This window comes from Streptococcus sp. 29887 (assembly GCF_032595075.1).
Classification (GTDB): domain Bacteria; phylum Bacillota; class Bacilli; order Lactobacillales; family Streptococcaceae; genus Streptococcus; species Streptococcus iners.
The window spans coordinates 482,161-503,413 of record NZ_CP118735.1 but is presented as its reverse complement, the minus strand read 5'-3'; the positions used below and the strand labels follow the sequence as shown (position 1 = coordinate 503,413).

The following is a 21,253-nucleotide window of genomic DNA, read 5'->3' as shown; positions in this document are numbered from 1 at the left end:
AATTCGATATATTTTAATTTTCAGCTATAAAATCCCAATTGTTATCAAATACCATTATACCACAAAACCCAGCCTTTTTAGGCTGGGCATTTGTTTAATCTAGTATGGCTAAAATCAGCTTGAGACTAGGAAACGACACCGCAGACAGTACTTGAGTACGGCAAGGTGAGTTGACGAAGTATCAAGTGGTTTTAGACCACTAGACCAGTTTTTTCATCTCTTCAATCCGTCCTACTGTCGCATCGTATTTTGCTTGGTAGTCGGCTTGTTTTTCTTTTTCTTTTTCAACGACTTCTGGTTTGGCGTTGGCGATGAAGCGCTCGTTGCTGAGTTTTTTGCCGACCATGTCTAGTTCTTTTTGCCATTTGGCAAGCTCTTTGTCTAGACGAGCCAACTCTTCTTCGACGTTGAGGAGGTCGGCGAGTGGCAAGAAGATTTCAGCACCGGTGATAACAGCTGACATGGCTAATTCTGGTGCAACGATACTTGAGCTGATTTCCAACTGCTCTGGATTTGTAAAGCGTCGGATGTAGTTTTCATTTGCCTTGAAGAAGGTTTCAAGATCAGAATCCGCTGTCTTAATCAAGATAGTAATCGGCTTAGATGGAGCAACATTCACTTCTGCTCTGCTATTTCGCACCGAACGGATCAAGTCCTTGAGGCTTTCCACACCCTTATGAGCTTCCGAATTGTCAAAGGCTGGGTTGACAACAGGGTAAGTTGCCACCACGATAGATCCCTCTGCATACTGGGCAAAGATCTCTTCCGTCACAAACGGCATGATAGGGTGGAGGAGGCGAAGGATTTGGTCCAGCGTGTAGAGGAGGACAGAGCGGGTCATGACTTTCTCAGCCTCGTTGTCGCTGTAAAGCACTTCCTTGGTCAGCTCCACATACCAGTTGGCGAACTCTTCCCAGATGAAGTTGTAGAGGATGTGACCAGCCACACCGAACTCGAACTTGTCGAAGTTTTCAGTGACCTTGGAAATGGTTTCGTTGAGGTTGTGGAGAATCCAGCGGTCCGTCACGTTGCCAGCCTGACCAGCTGCGACTTTTGCGACATTCTCACGCGCCGCATCCAAGGTCAAGCCTTCATTGTTCATGAGGATATAGCGGGAAATGTTCCAAATCTTGTTAATGAAGTTCCAAGACGCATCCATCTTCTCATAAGAGAAGCGGACATCTTGACCAGGGGCAGAGCCGTTTGACAAGAACCAACGCAAAGCGTCTGCACCGTATTTCTCGATAACATCCATTGGGTCAATCCCGTTTCCGAGCGACTTGGACATCTTGCGACCTTCTTCGTCACGGATCAAACCGTGGATCAGCACGTTCTTGAATGGCTGACGACCTGTAAACTCAAGCGATTGGAAAATCATGCGTGACACCCAGAAGAAGATGATGTCGTAGCCTGTTACCAAGGTTGAAGTTGGGAAGTAACGCTGGAAGTCCGCCGCATTTTCGTCAGGCCAGCCCATTGTTGAAAATGGCCAAAGGGCAGAGCTGAACCAGGTATCTAGGACATCCTCATCCTGTACCCAACCGTCACCTGCTGGAGCCTCTTCTCCGACGTACATTTCGCCAGATTCGTTATACCATGCTGGAATCTGATGACCCCACCAAAGCTGACGCGAGATAACCCAGTCGTGTACATTTTCCATCCATTGTAGGAAGGTATCGTTGAAACGTGGTGGGTAAAATTCTACCTTGTCTGCTGTGTCTTGGTTGGCAATGGCATTCTTAGCCAATTGGTCCATCTTAACAAACCACTGGGTTGACAAGCGTGGCTCGACTACAACACCTGTACGCTCAGAGTGTCCAACAGAATGCACACGGTTTTCGATTTCCACAAGGGCACCTAGTTCTTGCAACTTAGCAACCGTTGCCTTACGAGCTTCAAAACGGTCCATACCTGCAAATTCACCTGCCAACTCGTTCATGGTACCGTCGTCGTTCATAACATTGACTTGTGGCAGATTGTGGCGTTGACCGACAAGGAAGTCATTTGGATCGTGGGCAGGAGTGATTTTCACAACCCCTGTACCAAATTCTGGATCTGCGTGCTCATCCGCAACGATTGGGATAGGTTTATTCACGATTGGCAGGATAACATTTTTGCCAATCAAGTCCTTGTAACGCGGGTCTTCTGGGTTAACCGCCACCGCAACATCACCGAACATGGTTTCAGGACGAGTGGTCGCAACTTGAAGGGCACGTGAACCATCTTCCAACATGTAATTCATGTGGTAGAAGGCACCTTCGACATCCTTATGAATGACTTCGATATCTGAAAGGGCTGTGCGAGCCGCTGGATCCCAGTTGATGATAAATTCGCCACGGTAAATCCAGCCTTTTTTGTAGAGTTCTACAAAGACCTTGCGAACAGCTTTTGACAAGCCTTCGTCCAGCGTAAAGCGGTCACGTTGGTAGTCCAAAGACAGACCCAACTTACCCCATTGCTCACGAATGGTCGCTGCGTACTCATCCTTCCATTCCCAGACTTTTTCGAGGAATTTTTCACGCCCCAAGTCATAACGGGTCACGCCTTGCTCCCGCAAGCGTTCCTCCACCTTAGCCTGAGTCGCAATCCCCGCATGGTCCATACCTGGAAGCCAGAGGGTGTCAAAGCCCTGCATACGCTTTTGACGGATGATAATATCTTGAAGGGTTGTATCCCAAGCGTGTCCCAAGTGTAACTTACCAGTTACGTTTGGCGGCGGAATGACGATAGAATACGGCTTGGCCTCCGCATCGCCTGACGGCTTAAAGACATCTTGGTCCAACCAAGTTTGGTAACGACCAGCCTCAACCTCGGCTGGATTGTATTTTGGTGATAATTCTTTTGACATTATTTTTTCTCCTTTAGTATTCTTTAAGAAAATTGGTTTATACTATCCTCAAGCTAGAAATAGCCCAATTCTTTTTCATATAATCTCCTAGAAATAGTCAGTCCTTGGGGCTGGCTATTTCGTTTGTTCTTGCTCAAGTTCCTCCATTTTTTGGAGAATCAGTTGAGCTACGTCATTGGCAGAAAGATGAGTATTATTAATTTTGAGATAATGCTGAATGCCCTCTGGAATGCCTAATGAGGTATATCGACATGTATCAGCTGTAGAAAGAATCTCAGCCTCTGAAACTTCAATGTGTCGTTTCAAAGGTTTATGGGTCAGTCGATTTTCTGTCCGATTACGCCGCAGACGTTCTTCCAAAGCAGTTTCCAACTCAACAAATAAAATTTCCTGACCATGATGATGAAAAATCGTCTGAACAGTTGTAAGGAATTGAACATCTATGAGATTTTTAAAATTAATCAAGGCAGTTCCGATTAGTTGGCGGCCTGACCTAGCAAACACATCATAAACAGCAAATGTAATACGTGTATTGAGGTCAAACATATCCTCAGAAAATTCAGGAATAAAACGTAGGCTAAAATCAATCGAATCGTGATTATGAAAAAGGGTCATCCCTGTCAATTTCGCAACTTCCTGCCCAACGGTCATCTTGCCAGAAGCTTGTGCTCCAATAATAATTAGATTCATACTCCCTCCCCAACCAACTCAATCTTTATCCCATCTGGATCTTCCAAATAGAGGGCGTAGTGGTCTGGTCCTCCTGCATGGGGATAGCGGTCGTCGTAGAGAAATTTGACTCGTCTGGTCAAAAATTCCTTCCGCCATTGGTCAACATCATCAGGTGTTCCTGCATGAAAAGCTAGATGATTGAGCCCCGTACGGCAACGGTGATAGCCTGCCTCTAGGAAATCCTTTGGCGTTTGGACAAAGACCAGGTACTGCTCTGCTTTTTTATAAGATAGCCCTTCCTCCCACTCCTGATAGAGCGAGTAGCCCAGCTTGGTCAGGAGAAAGTCGTAAAATGCACGCGAAGTTTCCAAGTCAGAAACGTAAATTTCAACATGATGTAGCATATTTCTCCTTTCCAAATGAAAATCCCTGCCTAGACTTGCTAGACAGGGACGAAGTTATTCCGCGGTACCACCCTTGTTCAGATACATTATCTGCACTTTGCTTATTCGATTCACATCATCAGCAACCAGTTTTGACATTTGTGCGGATTTCTCAGTACCACCGCTTCCTGTGACAAATGGGGCTCAAAACACCTCTGAATAGCTTTATTGTAACAGAATTATGAACTGTAAGCAAGAAAAATAAGTCTAAGATTTGAATTGAATTCCTTGAGCTTTTAAGTGTTCGACACTAGTTTTTCCAATGCCATCTAAAGCTAGTAATTCTTTTTCAGTCCATTTTTTAAAATCTTCTAACTTATGAATACCATTTTCGTAAAAAATTCGAACTCGTTTTTCCTGCAAATGCACAAGCTCTGGCAGTTGGTAGAACTTATAGAAATGTTGAATCGTTCCCTCACGATTTTCCTCAATTTCCCTGGTCATTTGATTGACTCTTTTAACCAAATCCCGTCTACGGTCCAGGAAATCCTGCATAAATACCAGCGAGTTAAACATGGTATCTGATTCACTAATAACAAATAGACCATTTTCTTCAAAAGCCACCGTCGGCCAATGACCAATTTGAAAGATCCATGAATATTCAGGATAGCGTTCAAGAATTAGTCGCAAGACTGACTTAGCCACAGCAAATTCGCCCCTAACCATAGAAGCTATTAAAAAATGTATAGCGGTCGCATCTTGAACTGTTGCATTCTTTAATTCATTTTCAAACTGGTTCTGTAGATATTCAAAGTCAAAAACCTGATTTTTAACGCTCAATAATATAAAAATAAAGTCGCGATGATAGGCTTCTTGGGGATGACTTATAATAATATCGCACAAATCATTGGCTAATCCGTACAGACCTTTTTCAAAATAAAAATATAAGATATTTAAAACGATTCCTAAACTGTAACTTGGTTCTTCCTTATTCCAGGCTGGGCAACCTTCCTCGAGCCACAATTCAATAGCCTCTGCCGCAAATAAATTGATATCTTCGAGATTTTCATATCCCCATTCAGGGTATTCAAACTTGTACAATTCAAATCGAGCACCTAGATGCTCTGGATTCAACTTCAAAATCTCTCTAAGACCACTCTTGATTTCATGTGGATACTTCCTGTAAACAACCTCCCAAAAGAGTTGATCTGTTGATAAACCATTCATTTCTTGTCCAGTAAGTTTTTTCTTCGAATGAATAGAAACAACTTTCTTCCGATTTTTCTTCTTTGCCATTAGATTTTCTCCTTGAATATTCTAATTCTATTATAGCAAGAGAAAAAGAAAAAACCAACTCATTTCCGTTGGTTTCTGTTATATTAAGCGCTCAACTCAATCCCTTTTTCTTTCAACTGCTTGATGGTTGCAGGACCGATACCTTTAAGAGCCAAGAGCTCTTTTTCTGTGTGGCTTGCAAAATCAGCCACAGATTGAATACCTGCTTGGTAGAAGGTTTCCAAACGTGCTGCTGCAATGCCTTCCAAACCAGGAAGTGACAAAAAGTCTTCCAAAGAAGGCGCTGAAGAAGGCACCTCTGCTGCAACTTCTTTCACTTGTTCAAGAGCCTTCTCCACTACCGTTTCTACCTTTTCAGCGACAGGTGCAACTACCTCACGCGCTACATTCGTAGTCAGATGACCTGCACGTCTTAAGTCTGCTATGTATTTTTTCAATTGTTTCTTACGATTTACTTTTTTCTTTGCCAAGATTTCTTTCCTCTCTTTAATAATGTCTCTGGCCAAACAAGCCATCTGGTAAATCATGAAAGCCCTTGCCAGCATGATAGTTGGCAAATTTCCCCTGGATAAAGCGATAAGCGTCTAACTTACTTTCGTAACGGATGTAAGCATCCGCAGCACGCGCATCCCTATCCTCTTCCAATACACGACGGCTTTCTTCTACCGCCATCTCGTTTACCATGACCTGAGTGTTGACCCAAGCTTCAAATTCCTTTAAAAATTCTTGTTCTTTTGTCATTATTTTCCTCTTTCGTCTGCTTCAATCGAAACACACCGATTTATTATACCACATTTTCCAAAAAAGACAAGAAGCCCTATCTGTCTAGCAGGTAGAGCCTCTCCTTCTTACCAAGTAAATTGATAAACTGTTTCAGACAAGAATTCCTCATCTTTTTCCAGCAAAATAGAGCCAAAGCCATCTAGGTTGCAAGCATTTGGCAGAGCCTGGCATTCCAAGCTAAAGGCACCATGGTAGGCAGCCAAAGCTTCAACAGGATAATTGTAGGTGTAGATGACCACTGATGGCTGATTGGTTCGCACGCGCAGACTTATTTTCCCATCTGGGCTGACAACTTCAACCGGAACCTCTACCTGCTCCAAAAGCCATGGATGGTCATAACCTTTCACAAGGATATTCTGAGGGTACTGGCTGTCAAAGCCCTGAGCAAATCTTGCTCTCTCCCTAAAGTCAAACGGTGTTCCCGTTACATCCTCTAAGACACCTGTTGGCAGATTATCCTCACCAAGCGGAGCATAGCGATTTGCCTCAATCCGAATTTCATGGTCTGCTACTGACTGCTGAAAATCCCCAGTTAAGTTGAAATAGATGTGATTGGTCGGATTGAAAATCGTATCTTTGCTAGACACCGCTCGATAATCCACCGTCAACTCGTTCTGGTCTGTTAGACCATAAATAGCCTCAACCCTCACATCTCCTGGAAAACCATTGAAACCATCTTTTAGGACAATCCCAAAGTTAACTTGATTTTTTTCATGGTCAAGAGCAACATCCCAGTACTGTTCATTTGCCGTATCAATCCCACCATGCAAGGTTCTGCTAGGTTCATTTTCTGTGAACTGATAACTGGTTCCCTTTATCTCAGCCTGAGCACCTGAAATACGCCCCGCTACTGGGACAATAGTTGAACCAGGGTACAAGTCTGTCTTACGGTAATCATCATCCGACTCAGCAGCCAAACTGACATTCCGTAAGCCACCATTTTCATCTACTGGTAAGAGCACTTCTACCACTCTGGCACCAAAATCTGTCAGACTAACCTGCATACCATTTTTATTTTTTAAGCAATAGAGCTTCGCTTTTTCACCAAAATCTTTTACGTCAATCATTGCTTTTCCTCACAACATCAAATGAGGGGAGGCAATCAACTTGCTTCCCCTCAGGATACTTAAAGCCTCATCATATAGATGACTAGTCAGAAAACTGGAATGAGAGCAATTCTGCCAAACCCATTTCTAGAATCGGGCTTTCTTTGGTCACTTTCTTATTTCAAGGTGACCAGCTGAAACAGTTCCCCGAACTGTTTCACTCATCATCCTCATCGCTTGTTAGTAGGCTGTTGACGTGGACGAGGTTGTTTGTACCAAATTCCACATAGTCAACTGCTTCACCAAGTAGGACGCCGTTCAAGAAACCAATGACCATCGGCATGTTCATACCTGCATAGAGGTCAAACTGCCCACCGTCAATCAATTTACGGGAAACAACGTTGGCTGGTGTTCCGCCCAACAAGTCAGCGAATACAACAAAGTCATCTAATTTAGCAACTGTTTCTTCAAATTTTTTCTGGAAGTCTTCTGGACCTTCTTCTGGCAAGAGGGCTACTGTATAGATGTCCTCCTGAGGACCCATAATCATCTCAGTTGATTTTTTCAACTCTTCACAGAAGATACCATGACTTACTAAAACTAAACTCTTACCCATATGCTTACATGCCAAAGACAAACTTACCGATTGCTGAAAGCGTTACTGCAAGCACAATGATAATCAAGATAGCCTTAGTAGAAGTCATACCTTTGCGTCCTAGCAACCAGAAGACAAAGCCTGTGAAGATAGCTGGTACCAAACGAGGGAAGATCGTGTTGAGCAAGTCTTGTACATCAATCACTTTTTCACCAACACTTGGAGCCCAAGATACTTCAAAGTTAATCATAGTTGCAATCAAGGCACCCATCATGAAGACACCCATTACAGAAGCAGCATCTACAAGAGCTGTCAACTTATCACGCATAGTTGTGATGAGTTTAGTACCTTCTTTATAGGCAATTTCCAACTGTTTCCAACGGAAGATGTCATAAGCTACTGCTACAGCTACCCAAAGGAAGATACCTGCTGGAGTTCCTTCTTTAGCCATAGTCGCTGCTACAGTACCCATGATAGCTGGAACAAGGGAACCAAAGATAGAGTCACCGATTGGGGCAAATGGTCCCATCAAGGCTGTCTTAATACCGTTAACCGCATCCTTAGAAGCTACACCGTCGCTTTCTTCAAGCGCCAAGTCAATACCAGTAATGATGGTATGGAAGAATGGAGAAGTGTTGAAGAATTGAGTATGCAATTTCATCATTTCCTTCAATTCAGGAGTACCATCTCCATACATTTTACGAAGCTGTGGCAAAATCATGTAGAGGTAACCAGAACCCTGCATCCGCTCATAGTTCCAACCTAACTGATAAGTGAACAAGCTACGTTTGTTGATTTGATTAAAATCTTCTTTTGTTAGTTTGTAATTAGATTTCGTCATCTTCAATTTCCCCACTTTCTGAAACTGATGGAGCAACCACTGCTACTTTTTGGCTATTTTTGAAGTGAAGCACTGAAAGGAAAGCACCCACAATAGCGATACCGATCATTGACAAGCCTTTAAAGTTGTTCACAAAAGCGATACCTGCATCTTCAGGAAGAGTGCCAACGATACCAGCAACAGCACCACCCAAAGCTGAAACGTTACCGTAAAGAACAGTCAACATAGCTGTAAGGGCAAAACCAACTGCCAAGTAGTGAAGGTTGCGTTTCAATGGAAGGTAGTGGAGCAAGATTGCAAAACCAAGACCTGGAAGCATACGAGCCGCAAGTGTCAAACCATCTGCAATCCATTTATAGGTTTCAATAGCATCAACCATTGTTTTAACGAATTCGCCACCAAAAGCAAGGGCAAGGAACACAGGAAGTGCACGAGATGCTGCCCATGGAATAGCTCCAAGAAGGTAGTTGCGTTCGATTGCTGCATAGTCAAATTTTTCAACAGCAGCATCTACACGGTGTGCGAAGTATGTAGTAGAGAAACGACCTGCAATATCTGTATAAACAAGAAGTGCTGCTACAGGTACTGCGATAGTAGATACGGCCAATTCTGGGTCAATACCTTGTGATACTGAGAAAGCTGTTGCAAGAACCGCACCAGAAGTTGCGTCGATACGTGATGCACCACCGAAAGTACCTACACCAAGTACCATCAATTGAAGAGATGCTCCAATGGTCAAACCAGTTGCCATGTCACCCATGATCAAACCAGAGATGAACCCTGCGAAGACTGGAGAACCAGCTGACGATACAATTGTCAACTCATCACAAATCTGATAAGCAGAGTAGAGCGTTAGAAGTAATATTTGCCACCATTGCATAATAGTGAACCTCCTTTAAAATTTTTCAAAAATATCCGAAGTTTATCTGACCTTATCCAAGAGTGGCATAAAGTCTTTTGGCGTGTCGCCTGGTACCATTTGAGCGATCAATTTCACTCCCTTAGCAACCAAGGCATCAAAGTCCGCAATGTCCTTGTCTACAACGTTAATAGAGCGAGTAACAGAGCGAGTTTCTGGTGATTGTGACATATTGCCGACGTTCAATTCAGCAAGTTCTACACCATATTCAACCAAGCGGAGGAAGTTTTCAGGACGACGGGCAACAATCAACAAACGTTGCGCATCATATTTGCCTTCCTTGATGTTATTAGCTGCTTTTTCGATTGGCAAAATAGATAATTTTACCCCCGGTGGGCAGGCTAATTTCAAACCTTGTTTCTCAATGTCGTTTTGAGCAACCGCATCATCGATAACCATGATCCGACTAATATTTAATTTAGTCGTCCAAAGGTTAGCAACCTGACCGTGGATCAAACGACCATCAATACGTGTAGCAATAATTGCCATATACTTTTCTCCTTTTCTTCATAAATCTTTCTGCTAGATGTTCTCTGCAGAACACCTACACCTCTTTATAAACGGGTTCCTGTGAAAAACTAATCTTCTCTCTATATTGTCCTTCCGTTTCAAAAACGACTATTTCATTAACTCCTTTCTTTAAGTATCCTTTTGGAATATAGAGATAGAGGATTGGACCTTTTTCCCAGAAACGTCCGATATTTACATTGTTAACAAATACAACACCCTTACCAAAACCTGTCATGTCCAAGTAAGTGTCTGCCAGGTCTTCTAGTTCAAACTGGTAGCGATAGAAGGCTGGTTGCCCCTCCTGCCACTCTTTCGTGAAGTCTAGTCCAGAAATATCATCCAGTGGCAATGAGTACATATCCCAATTACTGATATAGTGCAAATCTGCTATGGCACCACGACCCAAACCTTTGGATTGTGTAGGTGCAGTCAATTTATGACCGTAATTGACTCGTCCCATGTTTTCAACTAATACTGCTAGTTCAACCTGGTTAGACTGGAACTCTAATTCAATATCTTCACCAATTTCTGTCTGATACTGGGTTGTAACCAAACGACCATCGGCATAGACCTGAATACGATCTCGAGCATCAATGACACGAAGTCGCTCTGCCTCATCCTTATCACGTTCTAGCCGTGTTTTATAAAGAATATAGCCTGTCGATTGACCCAACTCTTCCATATTTTTTGGATAGAAGCTAGATGAGTAATCGCTTACATTTTCTAGTGTCGCAAATAGGCTAACTTTTTCTTTCAAACTTACTGACGGAAAGGCTTTGGCTTCCTTAATCAGTGGTTCTGAATACTCCAGTTCAGGATATTTTTCCTTCATCAAGCCTTGCAAGGCATAGAATTTCTTGGTAGGATTACCAGCCTCATCTAGAATTGCATCATAGTCATAAGAAGTGACCTGTGGCAAATCGATTTGACCTCTAGCTGAGCAACCATTCATGAATCCAAAGTTGGTTCCACCATGGAACATATAAAGGTTAATCGATCCCAATTCAATACAATCCATGACTGCTTGAGCTAGCTCATCTGGATCCCGTCGAATGACTTCATCACCCCAGCGGTTGAACCAACCATCCCAGAATTCCATACACATGAGCGGCCATTTCTTATCGTACTCGTCAAAGAAATCCTGCATCATAGCGAAGTTTTCCTTGGCTTTCGACCCGAAATTCCCTGTCACCAAGACATCATCCGCAATCATGCTACCTGCTCTCAGACAGGCTCTCCATGGTCCATCTGATGTAAATAGCGGAGCTGTCAAGCCATATTTACGCATCAATTCAGCCACTGCTCTTAGGTACTCTTTTTCTTCACCATAGGAACCATACTCATTTTCAACCTGGAACATTAGTATGTTGCCATTTTGCGAGAGTTGGAGCTTGGCTAACTTAGGAAGAAGAGAAGCGTAATATTCATCTAGGTGCTTCAAGTATACAGGATCACTCGAGCGTACTTGAAGCTCTTCCGTCATCAGCCAAGCGGGTAAACCACCCCACTCCCACTCTGCACAAATATAGGGGGAAGGACGAACAATTGCATAAAGCCCTAGTTCCTGAGCAATTCCCAAGAATCGCTCGATATCTAGTATTCCTTCAAATGAAAACTCGCCTTTCTTAGGTTCATGCAAGTTCCAAGGAACATAGGTTTCAACTGTATTAAAACCTAGAGCTTTAAGGTTAAATAAGGAATGGTACCAATCATCAGGATGAACCCTAAAATAATGAATGGCTCCTGATAATATCTTAAAGGATTTACCATTTAAATAAAAGTCATCTTTTATCGTAAATTCATTCATATTGGCTCCTTTTTCGTAACCGTTTTCTTATCTGTCATTATATTAACATTTTCCAGTGGTTATGTCCAGTCTTTTTTGAAAATTATTTGTAATTTTTTTACAAATAGACAAAAAATCCCGTTCTAATGCGTTTTCATAGCGCATTTTTTATATTTTGAGCTATTTCCTTTGATTTATCAAGATTGATTTAGTATACTAACAAGTAGAAAGGAAGTTATAGTAATGAAAGTACCAAAGTATCAACTCATACAAAATGATTTACGCCAACAAATCATTTCTGGAAAATTTGAAAATGGCGATAAATTTTACACAGAATCTGAATTGACAAAACTATTTAACGTTAGCTCTATTACGGTTATCCGTGCTGTAAATGAATTGGTTAAGGATGGCTACCTGATTCGGCAACAGGGCAAAGGAACCTTCGTTTCCCGTTCCCGCAAAGGGCGCTTGGTAGAATTCTCCGATATCGAAGTTTTCCCAATGGATAAGGATACTGTTGTCGTGCTCTCTTGTGAAAAAGGCAATGACCCTGAAATCCTTGAAAAACTCAACTTGGATAAGAATGATTTCTACTATAAGATTGTTCGTGTGCGTTCAACAGAAAATACACCATACATCTTCCACAATTCCTATATCCCTCAACGATATATTCAAAATCCGGATGCTCCACTAGAACATTATCAGTCTATCTACCAACGCTTCAAGTTGGACTACAACATCCATATGTCTGAGGAACCGTTTGTTGAAACCAATGAAATTGTTAGCCCTTGTCCAAAAGACGTTTCAAAACATTTGAATTTAAAAGCAACAGAACCTGCAGTTCTTCAAAATAAAACAACCACTCACAGTGCAAGTGGCGAAATCATGGAATATACTGAAACCTACAAGCACTGGAAATATTACAAATTCGAAATCACAGCTAACCACCGTTAAAAGCAAAAAACGCAGACTTAACCATCTGCGTTTTTCTATTTCTGATGAATAATCTTATATCGAAACTGATCCGCTCTAGCAATACTAAATGTATACTCAATCAACCTATTTTTATCATTATAGGTCTTTCTCACCAGATGAAGAACTGGACTATTACTCGGAATCCCCAATATCTTGGCTTCATTGTCTAGAGAAATACTGGCATAAAATTCTTCTTCTGCCAAACGAACAACCTGTCCATAGTCTTCCAGAAAAATTTCATACAAAGGTTTTTCGCTCATCCTACCACTTGTCAAAGTAGGAAAAAGTGAAACAGGCACATAAGTCCTCTCCAGCATCATTGGAATCTCATCAGCTAGACGAAGACGTTCTATTTCAAATACAAGCTCTCCACAGCTGACCTGCAACTGCTGAGCAATAAAATCGGTAGCCTGTATATTTCTAAAGGATAAGATAATCGTCCGAGGCACTTTCCCCATTTTTCTCATCTGATCAGTGAAGCTATAAGCCTGGGATAAATCTACAGCAGTATCCAAGATTTCTGAAACATAGGTTCCCTTGCCATGTTTCTTATAGACCAAACCACGCTTTTCCAACTCCTGCAAGGCTAGGCGAACGGTAATGCGACTGACCCCATGTACCTGTGTCAATTCCCGCTCTGAAAGCAATTTATCATTTGGCGCCATTCTCTCACGAATAGCTACTTCTAGTTCATCGACCAACTGCAAATAAAGGGGTTTGTCATCAAATTGACCACTCATAGTATCCTCCTTTCGAATCTGCACAATCTTTCACCATTATTTTACAACAAATTCACTATATTAACAAGATGTTGATGTAACATAATTTATACAAAATGGAAAAAACTGAGCAAGAGCCGAAAATTAAAGGTTACTATAAGAGGGTCACTTCATCTGGTAGGGTAATGGTTTCCTTGCCCTGCTTATCCATCACCAAAATCGTTGACGGATAAAAAGGATCAAAGCGACTGTTCAAATCTAAAGCAATGGCATTTTTATAGCCCTCTTGAGAAAAAACAAGTGTCACCTTCCCCTTCCTATTTTTGATGGAAAAACGCAAGACACTTTTTAAGGGAATGACTCCCTTTAAGTAGTTATCAATAAAATACCAAAAACTGTCAATGACCTCTCCTGGCAATGAGGTGACAACACCAAAACTTGCGTACCGTCCATTTGTTTGATCAAAAGCCATCTTTTTCTCCTTCATGGTAAGAAAAAAACCTGTAAGACAGGATTTTCTTTTCTAACTTTATCTACTTCGCAGTTCTAAATAGCGTTTGTACCAGATATTAACATAGGCTGGAGAGAAGGGACCACGTTGATTGTTGATCCAGTCCACCAGAATCTTGACATTTTCCTTCAAAATAAAATCAATATCACTAGAATACTTCATAGCCTTGCGGTGACGCTCGTATTCGTCCACATCCAAGAGCCTTTTCTCACCATCAGCAAAGACCTTGACATCTAGGTCGTAGTCGATGTACTTGAGGGCTTCGTTGTCTAGAACATAAGGACTAGCAAGGTTACAATAGTAGGAAACACCGTTTTCACGGATCATTGCAATGATATTGAACCAGTATTTTTTATGAAAATAAACGATTGCTGGTTCTCTCGTTACCCAACGTCTGCCATCATTTTCAGTCACTAAGGTGTGGTTATTGACCCCAATAACAGCATTTTCCGTTGTTTTTAATACCATGGTGTCACGCCAAGTGCGATGAATTTCACCGTCATGTTTATAACTTTGAATAGTAATAAAGTCGCCTTCCTTTGGTAATTTCACTTTGTTACCAACTTTCTACTATTACAATTTATCTTGACTATTATACCATATTTTTTCAACCTAGGCGAAGATTTTTCTCACAGATATTCACGAAGGGCTGTTTTTATAGTATCGAAATCAAATCCTTTGCGGGCCAAAGCCTGTGTCAAACGTTGTTTCAGCTCATATCCCTCATATTTTCGACTGTATTTCCGATACTGCTTATCCAACTCCTTGGCAATCAACTCTGCTTCATTTTCTTCATCAGATGTCAAGTCTAATTGAGCAAGGCTTTGTTTGGCAAGCTCATAGGAAAATCCCTTGGACATCAAGCCCTGAACCAACTTATCCTGTAAGGCTCGAAGAGGCAATTTAGCTTGGTATTTTCGACATAATTTTTCTGCAACCCTTTCAGCCAGATCTGAAAAATCAACCTCTGCCAAGCCTCCATCAATCAAGGATTTTGAAATTCCCTTGGCCATTAACTTTTGACGAAGCATAGCTGGTCCCTTGTCACCGTTCAAGCCATTCTGACGGATATAGGTTTCTACATAGGCTTTATCGTCAATCCACCTATCTTCTTCCAAATTAGTAACAATTTTTAGAGCAGTGGCTCCTGCAATCTCATATTTTTGCAGATATTCCAATACTTCTTTTTTAGTTCTCTGCTTGAAGGAAATGAAATACAGGGCTAAATTTTTTCCATAGGAAAATTGGGCAAAATCCCGAATGGCTTGAAATTCCTCTTCTGTGATGTCCTTGTCCTTACTGAGCATGAAGCGAACAATGGTATCTTCTGTAATATAGGTGTTTTCCTGTCCTTCAACTTCTAAGAGATAGAGCCGTTTTTTCTTTTCGATTTTTGTAATTCTCATTCTTTCATTATACAGGAATTTTCGGTAAAATAATAATATGAATTTACAAGTAAACCAACGAATTCCCTTGAAAATCAAGCGAATGGGTATCAATGGCGAAGGTATTGGCTTTTATCAAAAAACGCTAGTCTTTGTTCCTGGTGCCCTCAAGGGAGAAGAAATCTATTGTCAAGTAACCTCTGTTAAACGTAATTTTGTGGAAGCAAGGCTACTGAAAATTAACAAGGAATCAAAATTCCGGGTCAAACCAAGCTGTGACATCTATCAAGCCTGTGGTGGTTGCCAAATCATGCACCTCCGTTATGACAAGCAACTGGACTTCAAGCAAGACCTGCTCCAACAAGCCTTGAAGAAATTTAAGCCAGCAGGCTATGAGGATTACCTCATTCACCCAACTATTGGAATGGTTCAGCCAAGTCATTATCGGGCTAAATTACAGTTTCAAACCCGTTCATTCAAGGGTCAAGTCAAGGCTGGGCTCTATGCTGAAAATTCCCATCGCCTGATTGGTATTACAGACTGCTATGTCCAAGACAAGGAACCCCAAAAGGTTATCAATAGGATTGCTGACCTCCTAACTAAGCACCGTATCCCTATTTACAACGAGCGTAAGGAGCAGGGCATTCGTACGGTTATGGTTCGTAGAGCCCGTCAATCTGGTCAGGTTCAGGTTATTTTTGTCACCTCCTGCCAGGTCAATCTGACCAAACTCATTGAAGAAGTAACCAAGCAATTTCCTACCATTGTCACTGTTGCTCTAAACTGGAATAGACAGAAGACCAGTGATATATACGGAGAAAAAACGGAGATTCTCTGGGGCAAACAGGCCATCGAAGAGGCTGTTTTGGACTACGAGTTCTCCCTGTCACCTCGGGCATTTTACCAACTAAATCCCCAACAAACGGAAGTTCTCTATGGTGAGGCTGTCAAAGCTTTGGATATAACAGGTAATGAGGCCCTAATCGACGCCTACTGCGGCGTAGGAACCATTGGCTTTGCCTTTGCCAGAAAGGTCAAGTCTGTTCGGGGGATGGACATCATACCAGAAGCCATCGAGGATGCTAAGGCCAACGCCAAACGGATGGGGCTGACTAACACTCACTATGAAGCGGGGAAGGCAGAAGAGATTATTCCTAAATGGTACAAAGAAGGCTACCGTGCAGATGCCTTAGTGGTCGACCCACCTCGGACTGGCTTAGACGAAAAGCTCCTCAAAACGATTTTGGAATACAAGCCTGCTAAGATGGTCTATGTATCCTGCAACGTTTCAACCCTGGCCAGAGATTTGGTTGAGCTGACTAAAGTCTACAAGGTTGAATACATCCAATCCGTTGATATGTTTCCCCATACCGCACGAACTGAGGCAGTTGTGAAGTTGAGTAGGAAATAGCATAGGGGAAACTAAAAATAGGACGATAGAAAAGTTAAGCTATAAGAAGCAGTTTCAAATAAAACAAAACGAATGCTACAGGGTAGAATTTTATAACTACCTTGAGCCATTCGTTTTTATATTCGGCTATTTACTCCAATTTTTTAAACGGTATATTAGACATTACTAAAGGACAAGGAAAGGTACTAAATGCCCTAGAACTACCATATTCCAACGCCAAACTGAAAAGCTACCAATAATCTCATCAAAGTCATTAAGAGAAATGCCTTTGGTTTCAGGAACCTTGAAAACTTTAAAAACAGATTTTGATTGCTTTGAACAGTGAAAAGGGCTGGAAGATCCCTTTTCAGCTTATCTCCCAAAAACAAGAAAGAGATAAAGAAAGAAAGAACGAATTTCGTACTCTCTAGGTGTTAGCTTTTCATCTACCCACTACAGTCTTATGGAGCCGCAAAAAGCAAAAAAAGTAGCATTGCTACTCTTTGAAAAATAAATCGGGAAGACAGGATTCGAACCTGCGACACCTTGGTCCCAAACCAAGTACTCTACCAAGCTGAGCTACTTCCCGCTGTTATTAAAAATAAAGCTCCCCTAATGACATCATTAAGCGAGTCATGCACCCTAGAGGATTCGAACCTCTAACCGCCTGATTCGTAGTCAGGTACTCTATCCAGTTGAGCTAAGGGTGCTTCTATAAAGTCCATGCCGAGGACCGGAATCGAACCGGTACGATGTTGCCATCGCAGGATTTTAAGTCCTGTGCGTCTGCCAGTTCCGCCACCCCGGCCTCTCAAAGCGAACGACGGGATTCGAACCCGCGACCCCCACCTTGGCAAGGTGGTGTTCTACCACTGAACTACGTTCGCAATCTCTTCAAATGCCGGCTACATGACTTGAACACGCGACCCTCTGATTACAAATCAGATGCTCTACCAACTGAGCTAAGCCGGCCTATTATTATTTCCTTATGCGGGTTAAGGGACTTGAACCCCCACGCCCGAAAGCGCCAGATCCTAAATCTGGTGCGTCTGCCAATTCCGCCAAACCCGCATATGACTCGTGCTGGGCTCGAACCAGCGACCCATTGATTAAAAGTCAATTGCTCTACCAACTGAGCTAACGAGTCGTAAATATGACGCAAACTCTGTTTGCTCTATTTCCAACTTCAAATAGTCTCCTAGACTATTTGAACGGTCCCGACGGGAATCGAACCCGCGATCTTCGCCGTGACAGGGCGACGTGATAACCGCTACACTACGGGACCTATGGGAGTTAACGGGATCGAACCGCTGACCCTCTGCTTGTAAGGCAGATGCTCTCCCAGCTGAGCTAAACTCCCTATTCGCTAAGCGACTACCGTATCTCACAGGGGGCAACCCCCAACTACTTCAGGCGTTCTAGGGCTTAACTGCTGTGTTCGGCATGGGAACAGGTGTATCTCCTAGGCTATCGTCACTTAACTACTGAGTTTTGTCAACTCAAAATTGAATATCTATATTCTAACAAGAAACCGAACGCTTGTCAATATTGACTTCGTTGAATTTTGCTTATCTAGGATAAGTCCTCGAGCGATTAGTATTGGTCCGCTACATGTGTCGCCACACTTCCACTTCCAACCTATCTACCTGATCATCTCTCAGGGCTCTTACTAACATAAAGTTATGGGAAATCTCATCTTGAGGTGGGTTTCACACTTAGATGCTTTCAGCGTTTATCCCGTCCCTACATAGCTACCCAGCGATGCCTTTGGCAAGACAACTGGTACACCAGCGGTAAGTCCACTCTGGTCCTCTCGTACTAGGAGCAGATCCTCTCAAATTTCCTACGCCCGCGACGGATAGGGACCGAACTGTCTCACGACGTTCTGAACCCAGCTCGCGTGCCGCTTTAATGGGCGAACAGCCCAACCCTTGGGACCGACTACAGCCCCAGGATGCGACGAGCCGACATCGAGGTGCCAAACCTCCCCGTCGATGTGAACTCTTGGGGGAGATAAGCCTGTTATCCCCAGGGTAGCTTTTATCCGTTGAGCGATGGCCCTTCCATACGGAACCACCGGATCACTAAGCCCGACTTTCGTCCCTGCTCGAGTTGTAGCTCTCGCAGTCAAGCTCCCTTATACCTTTACACTCTGCGAATGATTTCCAACCATTCTGAGGGAACCTTTGGGCGCCTCCGTTACCTTTTAGGAGGCGACCGCCCCAGTCAAACTGCCCGTCAGACACTGTCTCCGTAGATGATAAACCTACCGGGTTAGAGTAGCCATAACACAAGGGTAGTATCCCAACAGCGCCTCAGTCGAAACTGGCGTCCCGACTTCGTAGGCTCCTACCTATCCTGTACATGTGGTACAGATACTCAATATCAAACTGCAGTAAAGCTCCATGGGGTCTTTCCGTCCTGTCGCGGGTAACCTGCATCTTCACAGGTACTAAAATTTCACCGAGTCTCTCGTTGAGACAGTGCCCAAATCATTACGCCTTTCGTGCGGGTCGGAACTTACCCGACAAGGAATTTCGCTACCTTAGGACCGTTATAGTTACGGCCGCCGTTTACTGGGGCTTCAATTCAGATCTTCGCTTGCGCTAAACCCTCCTCTTAACCTTCCAGCACCGGGCAGGCGTCACCCCCTATACATCATCTTACGATTTAGCAGAGAGCTGTGTTTTTGATAAACAGTTGCTTGGGCCTATTCACTGCGGCTGACGTAAAGTCAGCACCCCTTCTCCCGAAGTTACGGGGTCATTTTGCCGAGTTCCTTAACGAGAGTTCTCTCGCTCACCTGAGGCTACTCGCCTCGACTACCTGTGTCGGTTTGCGGTACGGGTAGAGTATGATACAACGCTAGAAGCTTTTCTCGGCAGTGTGACGTCACTAACTTCGCTACTTAACTTCGCTCCCCATCACAGCTCAATGTTATAGATACAAGCATTTGACTCATATCACACCTCACTGCTTAGACGGGCACTTCCAATCGCCCGCTTTAGTTAGCCTACTGCGTCCCTCCATCACTTCATACTCTAGTACAGGAATATCAACCTGTTGTCCATCGGATACACCTTTCGGTCTCTCCTTAGGTCCCGACTAACCCAGGGCGGACGAGCCTTCCCCTGGAAACCTTAGTCTTACGGTGGATGGGATTCTCACCCATCTTTCGCTACTCATACCGGCATTCTCACTTCTATGCGTTCCAGCACTCCTCACGGTATACCTTCTTCACACATAGAACGCTCTCCTACCATAACACCTAAGTGTTATCCACAGCTTCGGTAAATTGTTTTAGCCCCGGTACATTTTCGGCGCAGGGTCACTCGACTAGTGAGCTATTACGCACTCTTTGAATGAATAGCTGCTTCTAAGCTAACATCCTAGTTGTCTGTGCAACCCCACATCCTTTTCCACTTAACAATTATTTTGGGACCTTAGCTGGTGGTCTGGGCTGTTTCCCTTTCGACTACGGATCTTAGCACTCGCAGTCTGACTGCCGACCATAAATCATTGGCATTCGGAGTTTATCTGAAATCAGTAAACCGAGATGGCCCCCTCATCCAAACAGTGCTCTACCTCCAAGATTCTTAATGTCGACGCTAGCCCTAAAGCTATTTCGGAGAGAACCAGCTATCTCCAAGTTCGTTTGGAATTTCTCCGCTACCCACAAGTCATCCAAGCACTTTTCAACGTGCCCTGGTTCGGTCCTCCAGTGCGTCTTACCGCACCTTCAACCTGCTCATGGGTAGGTCACATGGTTTCGGGTCTACGTCATGATACTAAAGCGCCCTATTCAGACTCGGTTTCCCTACGGCTCCGTCTCTTCAACTTAACCTCGCATCATAACGTAACTCGCCGGTTCATTCTACAAAAGGCACGCTCTCACCCATTAACGGGCTCGAACTTGTTGTAGGCACACGGTTTCAGGTTCTATTTCACTCCCCTTCCGGGGTACTTTTCACCTTTCCCTCACGGTACTGGTTCACTATCGGTCACTAGAGAGTATTTAGGGTTGGGAGATGGTCCTCCCGGATTCCGACGAGATTTCGCGTGTCTCGCCGTACTCAGGATACTGCTAGGTATAAAGACTATTTCGAATACGAGGCTATTACTCTCTTTGGCCTACCTTCCCAGGTAGTTCTTCTATACTCTTTAAGTCCACATTGCAGTCCTACAACCCCGAAGAGTAAACTCTTCGGTTTGCCCTCCTGCCGTTTCGCTCGCCGCTACTAAGGCAATCGCTTTTGCTTTCTCTTCCTGCAGCTACTTAGATGTTTCAGTTCACTGCGTCTTCCTCTACACTACCTTAACAGTAGTGAGTGACAGGCATTACCTGCCGGGTTCCCCCATTCGGACATCCCTGGATCATTGCTTACTTACAGCTCCCCAAGGCATTTCGTCGTTAGTCACGTCCTTCATCGGCTTCTAGTGCCAAGGCATCCACCGTGCGCCCTTATTAACTTAACCTTATTAACCTAATTTTTAAAAAAATTAGAAAACTCATTAAATATTCACAGCGTTTTCGGTTTATTTTCTTGTTACTATTTCTTAATGTATCCTTGCAGATACATCAGGAATGTTTGAT

The 21,253-nt window shown here is 43.3% G+C and carries 18 protein-coding genes, 9 tRNA genes, 2 rRNA genes and 1 pseudogene; 3 read left to right on the top strand and 27 right to left on the bottom strand.

Annotated elements, in window-relative coordinates:
- Positions 1 to 199 precede the first annotated feature (199 nt).
- From PW252_RS02650 to PW252_RS02595, 12 genes are all read right to left on the bottom strand, one after another.
- Complete coding sequence (locus PW252_RS02650; RefSeq protein WP_248050448.1) at positions 200 to 2,848, bottom strand: valine--tRNA ligase; 2,649 nt, start codon at positions 2,846 to 2,848, stop codon at positions 200 to 202.
- A gap of 114 nt (positions 2,849 to 2,962) precedes the next feature.
- Positions 2,963 to 3,538 (bottom strand): AAA family ATPase, encoded by a 576-nt coding sequence (locus PW252_RS02645; protein ID WP_248050450.1) that lies wholly within the window; start codon positions 3,536 to 3,538, stop codon positions 2,963 to 2,965.
- The gene (locus PW252_RS02640; protein ID WP_248050452.1) at positions 3,535 to 3,924 is read right to left on the bottom strand and encodes a VOC family protein; all 390 of its coding nucleotides are present in this window, start codon (positions 3,922 to 3,924) and stop codon (positions 3,535 to 3,537) included. Before PW252_RS02640 ends, PW252_RS02645 begins: the two co-directional genes overlap by 4 nt.
- A gap of 246 nt (positions 3,925 to 4,170) precedes the next feature.
- Positions 4,171 to 5,199, bottom strand: coding sequence for a helix-hairpin-helix domain-containing protein (locus tag PW252_RS02635; RefSeq protein ID WP_105124361.1), 1,029 nt, complete (start codon positions 5,197 to 5,199; stop codon positions 4,171 to 4,173).
- An 83-nt stretch (positions 5,200 to 5,282) separates the two neighbouring features.
- Positions 5,283 to 5,669, bottom strand: a complete 387-nt coding sequence (locus PW252_RS02630) for a helix-hairpin-helix domain-containing protein (protein ID WP_248050454.1) — start codon at positions 5,667 to 5,669, stop codon at positions 5,283 to 5,285.
- 16 nt (positions 5,670 to 5,685) lie between these two features.
- Entirely contained in the window at positions 5,686 to 5,940 is a 255-nt protein-coding gene (locus PW252_RS02625; protein WP_248050455.1) for a DUF1912 family protein, read from the bottom strand.
- A 107-nt stretch (positions 5,941 to 6,047) separates the two neighbouring features.
- Positions 6,048 to 7,049, bottom strand: coding sequence for an aldose epimerase family protein (locus PW252_RS02620; RefSeq protein ID WP_248050456.1), 1,002 nt, complete (start codon positions 7,047 to 7,049; stop codon positions 6,048 to 6,050).
- A gap of 196 nt (positions 7,050 to 7,245) precedes the next feature.
- On the bottom strand, positions 7,246 to 7,644 hold the full coding sequence (locus tag PW252_RS02615) for a PTS sugar transporter subunit IIA (RefSeq protein ID WP_248050457.1): 399 nt from the start codon (positions 7,642 to 7,644) through the stop codon (positions 7,246 to 7,248).
- A 4-nt stretch (positions 7,645 to 7,648) separates the two neighbouring features.
- A complete protein-coding gene (locus PW252_RS02610) occupies positions 7,649 to 8,464 on the bottom strand; it encodes a PTS system mannose/fructose/sorbose family transporter subunit IID (RefSeq protein WP_105113637.1) in 816 nt (271 codons plus the stop codon).
- Positions 8,451 to 9,347, bottom strand: coding sequence for a PTS mannose/fructose/sorbose/N-acetylgalactosamine transporter subunit IIC (locus tag PW252_RS02605; protein WP_248050470.1), 897 nt, complete (start codon positions 9,345 to 9,347; stop codon positions 8,451 to 8,453). Before PW252_RS02605 ends, PW252_RS02610 begins: the two co-directional genes overlap by 14 nt.
- Before the next feature lie 39 nt (positions 9,348 to 9,386).
- Positions 9,387 to 9,872, bottom strand: a complete 486-nt coding sequence (locus PW252_RS02600; protein ID WP_105117480.1) for a PTS system mannose/fructose/N-acetylgalactosamine-transporter subunit IIB — start codon at positions 9,870 to 9,872, stop codon at positions 9,387 to 9,389.
- A 55-nt stretch (positions 9,873 to 9,927) separates the two neighbouring features.
- Positions 9,928 to 11,700 (bottom strand): glycoside hydrolase family 35 protein, encoded by a 1,773-nt coding sequence (locus tag PW252_RS02595; RefSeq protein WP_248050458.1) that lies wholly within the window; start codon positions 11,698 to 11,700, stop codon positions 9,928 to 9,930.
- 222 nt (positions 11,701 to 11,922) lie between these two features.
- Here PW252_RS02595 and PW252_RS02590 point away from each other — a divergent pair, with 222 nt between their 5' ends.
- Entirely contained in the window at positions 11,923 to 12,633 is a 711-nt protein-coding gene (locus tag PW252_RS02590) for a GntR family transcriptional regulator (protein ID WP_105124356.1), read from the top strand.
- A gap of 35 nt (positions 12,634 to 12,668) precedes the next feature.
- On the opposite strand, the gene PW252_RS02585 is transcribed toward PW252_RS02590, so the two are convergent.
- The 4 genes from PW252_RS02585 to recX form a co-directional block, all read right to left on the bottom strand.
- On the bottom strand, positions 12,669 to 13,394 hold the full coding sequence (locus tag PW252_RS02585) for a GntR family transcriptional regulator (RefSeq protein WP_248050459.1): 726 nt from the start codon (positions 13,392 to 13,394) through the stop codon (positions 12,669 to 12,671).
- A 133-nt stretch (positions 13,395 to 13,527) separates the two neighbouring features.
- The gene (locus tag PW252_RS02580) at positions 13,528 to 13,845 is read right to left on the bottom strand and encodes a DUF960 domain-containing protein (RefSeq protein WP_248043808.1); all 318 of its coding nucleotides are present in this window, start codon (positions 13,843 to 13,845) and stop codon (positions 13,528 to 13,530) included.
- 57 nt (positions 13,846 to 13,902) lie between these two features.
- The gene (ntdP, locus tag PW252_RS02575; protein ID WP_105117475.1) at positions 13,903 to 14,436 is read right to left on the bottom strand and encodes a nucleoside tri-diphosphate phosphatase; all 534 of its coding nucleotides are present in this window, start codon (positions 14,434 to 14,436) and stop codon (positions 13,903 to 13,905) included.
- 77 nt (positions 14,437 to 14,513) lie between these two features.
- Positions 14,514 to 15,290, bottom strand: coding sequence for a recombination regulator RecX (recX, locus tag PW252_RS02570; protein WP_248050460.1), 777 nt, complete (start codon positions 15,288 to 15,290; stop codon positions 14,514 to 14,516).
- A 37-nt stretch (positions 15,291 to 15,327) separates the two neighbouring features.
- On the opposite strand from recX, the gene rlmD reads away from it, so the two are divergent.
- Both rlmD and PW252_RS11280 read left to right on the top strand, forming a co-directional pair.
- Positions 15,328 to 16,680: a 23S rRNA (uracil(1939)-C(5))-methyltransferase RlmD gene (gene rlmD / locus PW252_RS02565; RefSeq protein WP_248050463.1), complete on the top strand. Its 1,353-nt coding sequence runs from the start codon at positions 15,328 to 15,330 to the stop codon at positions 16,678 to 16,680.
- A gap of 179 nt (positions 16,681 to 16,859) precedes the next feature.
- A pseudogene (locus PW252_RS11280) lies at positions 16,860 to 16,989 on the top strand (transposase); the annotation flags it as partial.
- A gap of 185 nt (positions 16,990 to 17,174) precedes the next feature.
- Here the strand turns inward: PW252_RS11280 and PW252_RS02555 are convergent.
- The 11 genes from PW252_RS02555 to PW252_RS02505 all read right to left on the bottom strand — a co-directional run bounded on the left by PW252_RS02555 (position 17,175) and on the right by PW252_RS02505 (position 21,135).
- A tRNA-Pro gene (locus PW252_RS02555) sits at positions 17,175 to 17,248 on the bottom strand.
- Positions 17,249 to 17,295: 47 nt separating this feature from the next.
- Positions 17,296 to 17,369, bottom strand: a tRNA-Arg gene (locus tag PW252_RS02550).
- Between the two features lie 14 nt (positions 17,370 to 17,383).
- Positions 17,384 to 17,467, bottom strand: a tRNA-Leu gene (locus PW252_RS02545).
- Between the two features lie 7 nt (positions 17,468 to 17,474).
- Positions 17,475 to 17,546: transfer RNA gene (locus PW252_RS02540), tRNA-Gly, on the bottom strand.
- A gap of 12 nt (positions 17,547 to 17,558) precedes the next feature.
- Positions 17,559 to 17,631 (bottom strand) — tRNA-Thr (locus PW252_RS02535).
- Positions 17,632 to 17,648: 17 nt separating this feature from the next.
- Positions 17,649 to 17,730 (bottom strand) — tRNA-Leu (locus PW252_RS02530).
- A 3-nt stretch (positions 17,731 to 17,733) separates the two neighbouring features.
- Positions 17,734 to 17,806, bottom strand: a tRNA-Lys gene (locus PW252_RS02525).
- A gap of 65 nt (positions 17,807 to 17,871) precedes the next feature.
- Positions 17,872 to 17,944, bottom strand: a tRNA-Asp gene (locus PW252_RS02520).
- A 2-nt stretch (positions 17,945 to 17,946) separates the two neighbouring features.
- Positions 17,947 to 18,019: transfer RNA gene (locus PW252_RS02515), tRNA-Val, on the bottom strand.
- A gap of 5 nt (positions 18,020 to 18,024) precedes the next feature.
- A 5S ribosomal RNA gene (gene rrf, locus PW252_RS02510) occupies positions 18,025 to 18,140 on the bottom strand.
- A 92-nt stretch (positions 18,141 to 18,232) separates the two neighbouring features.
- Positions 18,233 to 21,135: ribosomal RNA gene (locus PW252_RS02505) — 23S ribosomal RNA — on the bottom strand.
- Between the last annotated feature and the right edge of the window lie 118 nt (positions 21,136 to 21,253).

Coding starts and splice junctions, on each gene's coding strand:
- recX (WP_248050460.1), bottom strand. CDS start 15,290: ATGAGAATTACAAAAATCGAAAAGAAAAAACGGCTCTATCTCTTAGAA.
- PW252_RS02625 (WP_248050455.1), bottom strand. CDS start 5,940: ATGACAAAAGAACAAGAATTTTTAAAGGAATTTGAAGCTTGGGTCAAC.
- PW252_RS02650 (WP_248050448.1), bottom strand. CDS start 2,848: ATGTCAAAAGAATTATCACCAAAATACAATCCAGCCGAGGTTGAGGCT.
- PW252_RS02635 (WP_105124361.1), bottom strand. CDS start 5,199: ATGGCAAAGAAGAAAAATCGGAAGAAAGTTGTTTCTATTCATTCGAAG.
- rlmD (WP_248050463.1), top strand. CDS start 15,328: ATGAATTTACAAGTAAACCAACGAATTCCCTTGAAAATCAAGCGAATG.
- PW252_RS02595 (WP_248050458.1), bottom strand. CDS start 11,700: ATGAATGAATTTACGATAAAAGATGACTTTTATTTAAATGGTAAATCC.
- PW252_RS02645 (WP_248050450.1), bottom strand. CDS start 3,538: ATGAATCTAATTATTATTGGAGCACAAGCTTCTGGCAAGATGACCGTT.
- PW252_RS02610 (WP_105113637.1), bottom strand. CDS start 8,464: ATGACGAAATCTAATTACAAACTAACAAAAGAAGATTTTAATCAAATC.
- PW252_RS02640 (WP_248050452.1), bottom strand. CDS start 3,924: ATGCTACATCATGTTGAAATTTACGTTTCTGACTTGGAAACTTCGCGT.
- PW252_RS02600 (WP_105117480.1), bottom strand. CDS start 9,872: ATGGCAATTATTGCTACACGTATTGATGGTCGTTTGATCCACGGTCAG.
- PW252_RS02615 (WP_248050457.1), bottom strand. CDS start 7,644: ATGGGTAAGAGTTTAGTTTTAGTAAGTCATGGTATCTTCTGTGAAGAG.
- PW252_RS02620 (WP_248050456.1), bottom strand. CDS start 7,049: ATGATTGACGTAAAAGATTTTGGTGAAAAAGCGAAGCTCTATTGCTTA.
- PW252_RS02585 (WP_248050459.1), bottom strand. CDS start 13,394: ATGAGTGGTCAATTTGATGACAAACCCCTTTATTTGCAGTTGGTCGAT.
- PW252_RS02580 (WP_248043808.1), bottom strand. CDS start 13,845: ATGGCTTTTGATCAAACAAATGGACGGTACGCAAGTTTTGGTGTTGTC.
- PW252_RS02590 (WP_105124356.1), top strand. CDS start 11,923: ATGAAAGTACCAAAGTATCAACTCATACAAAATGATTTACGCCAACAA.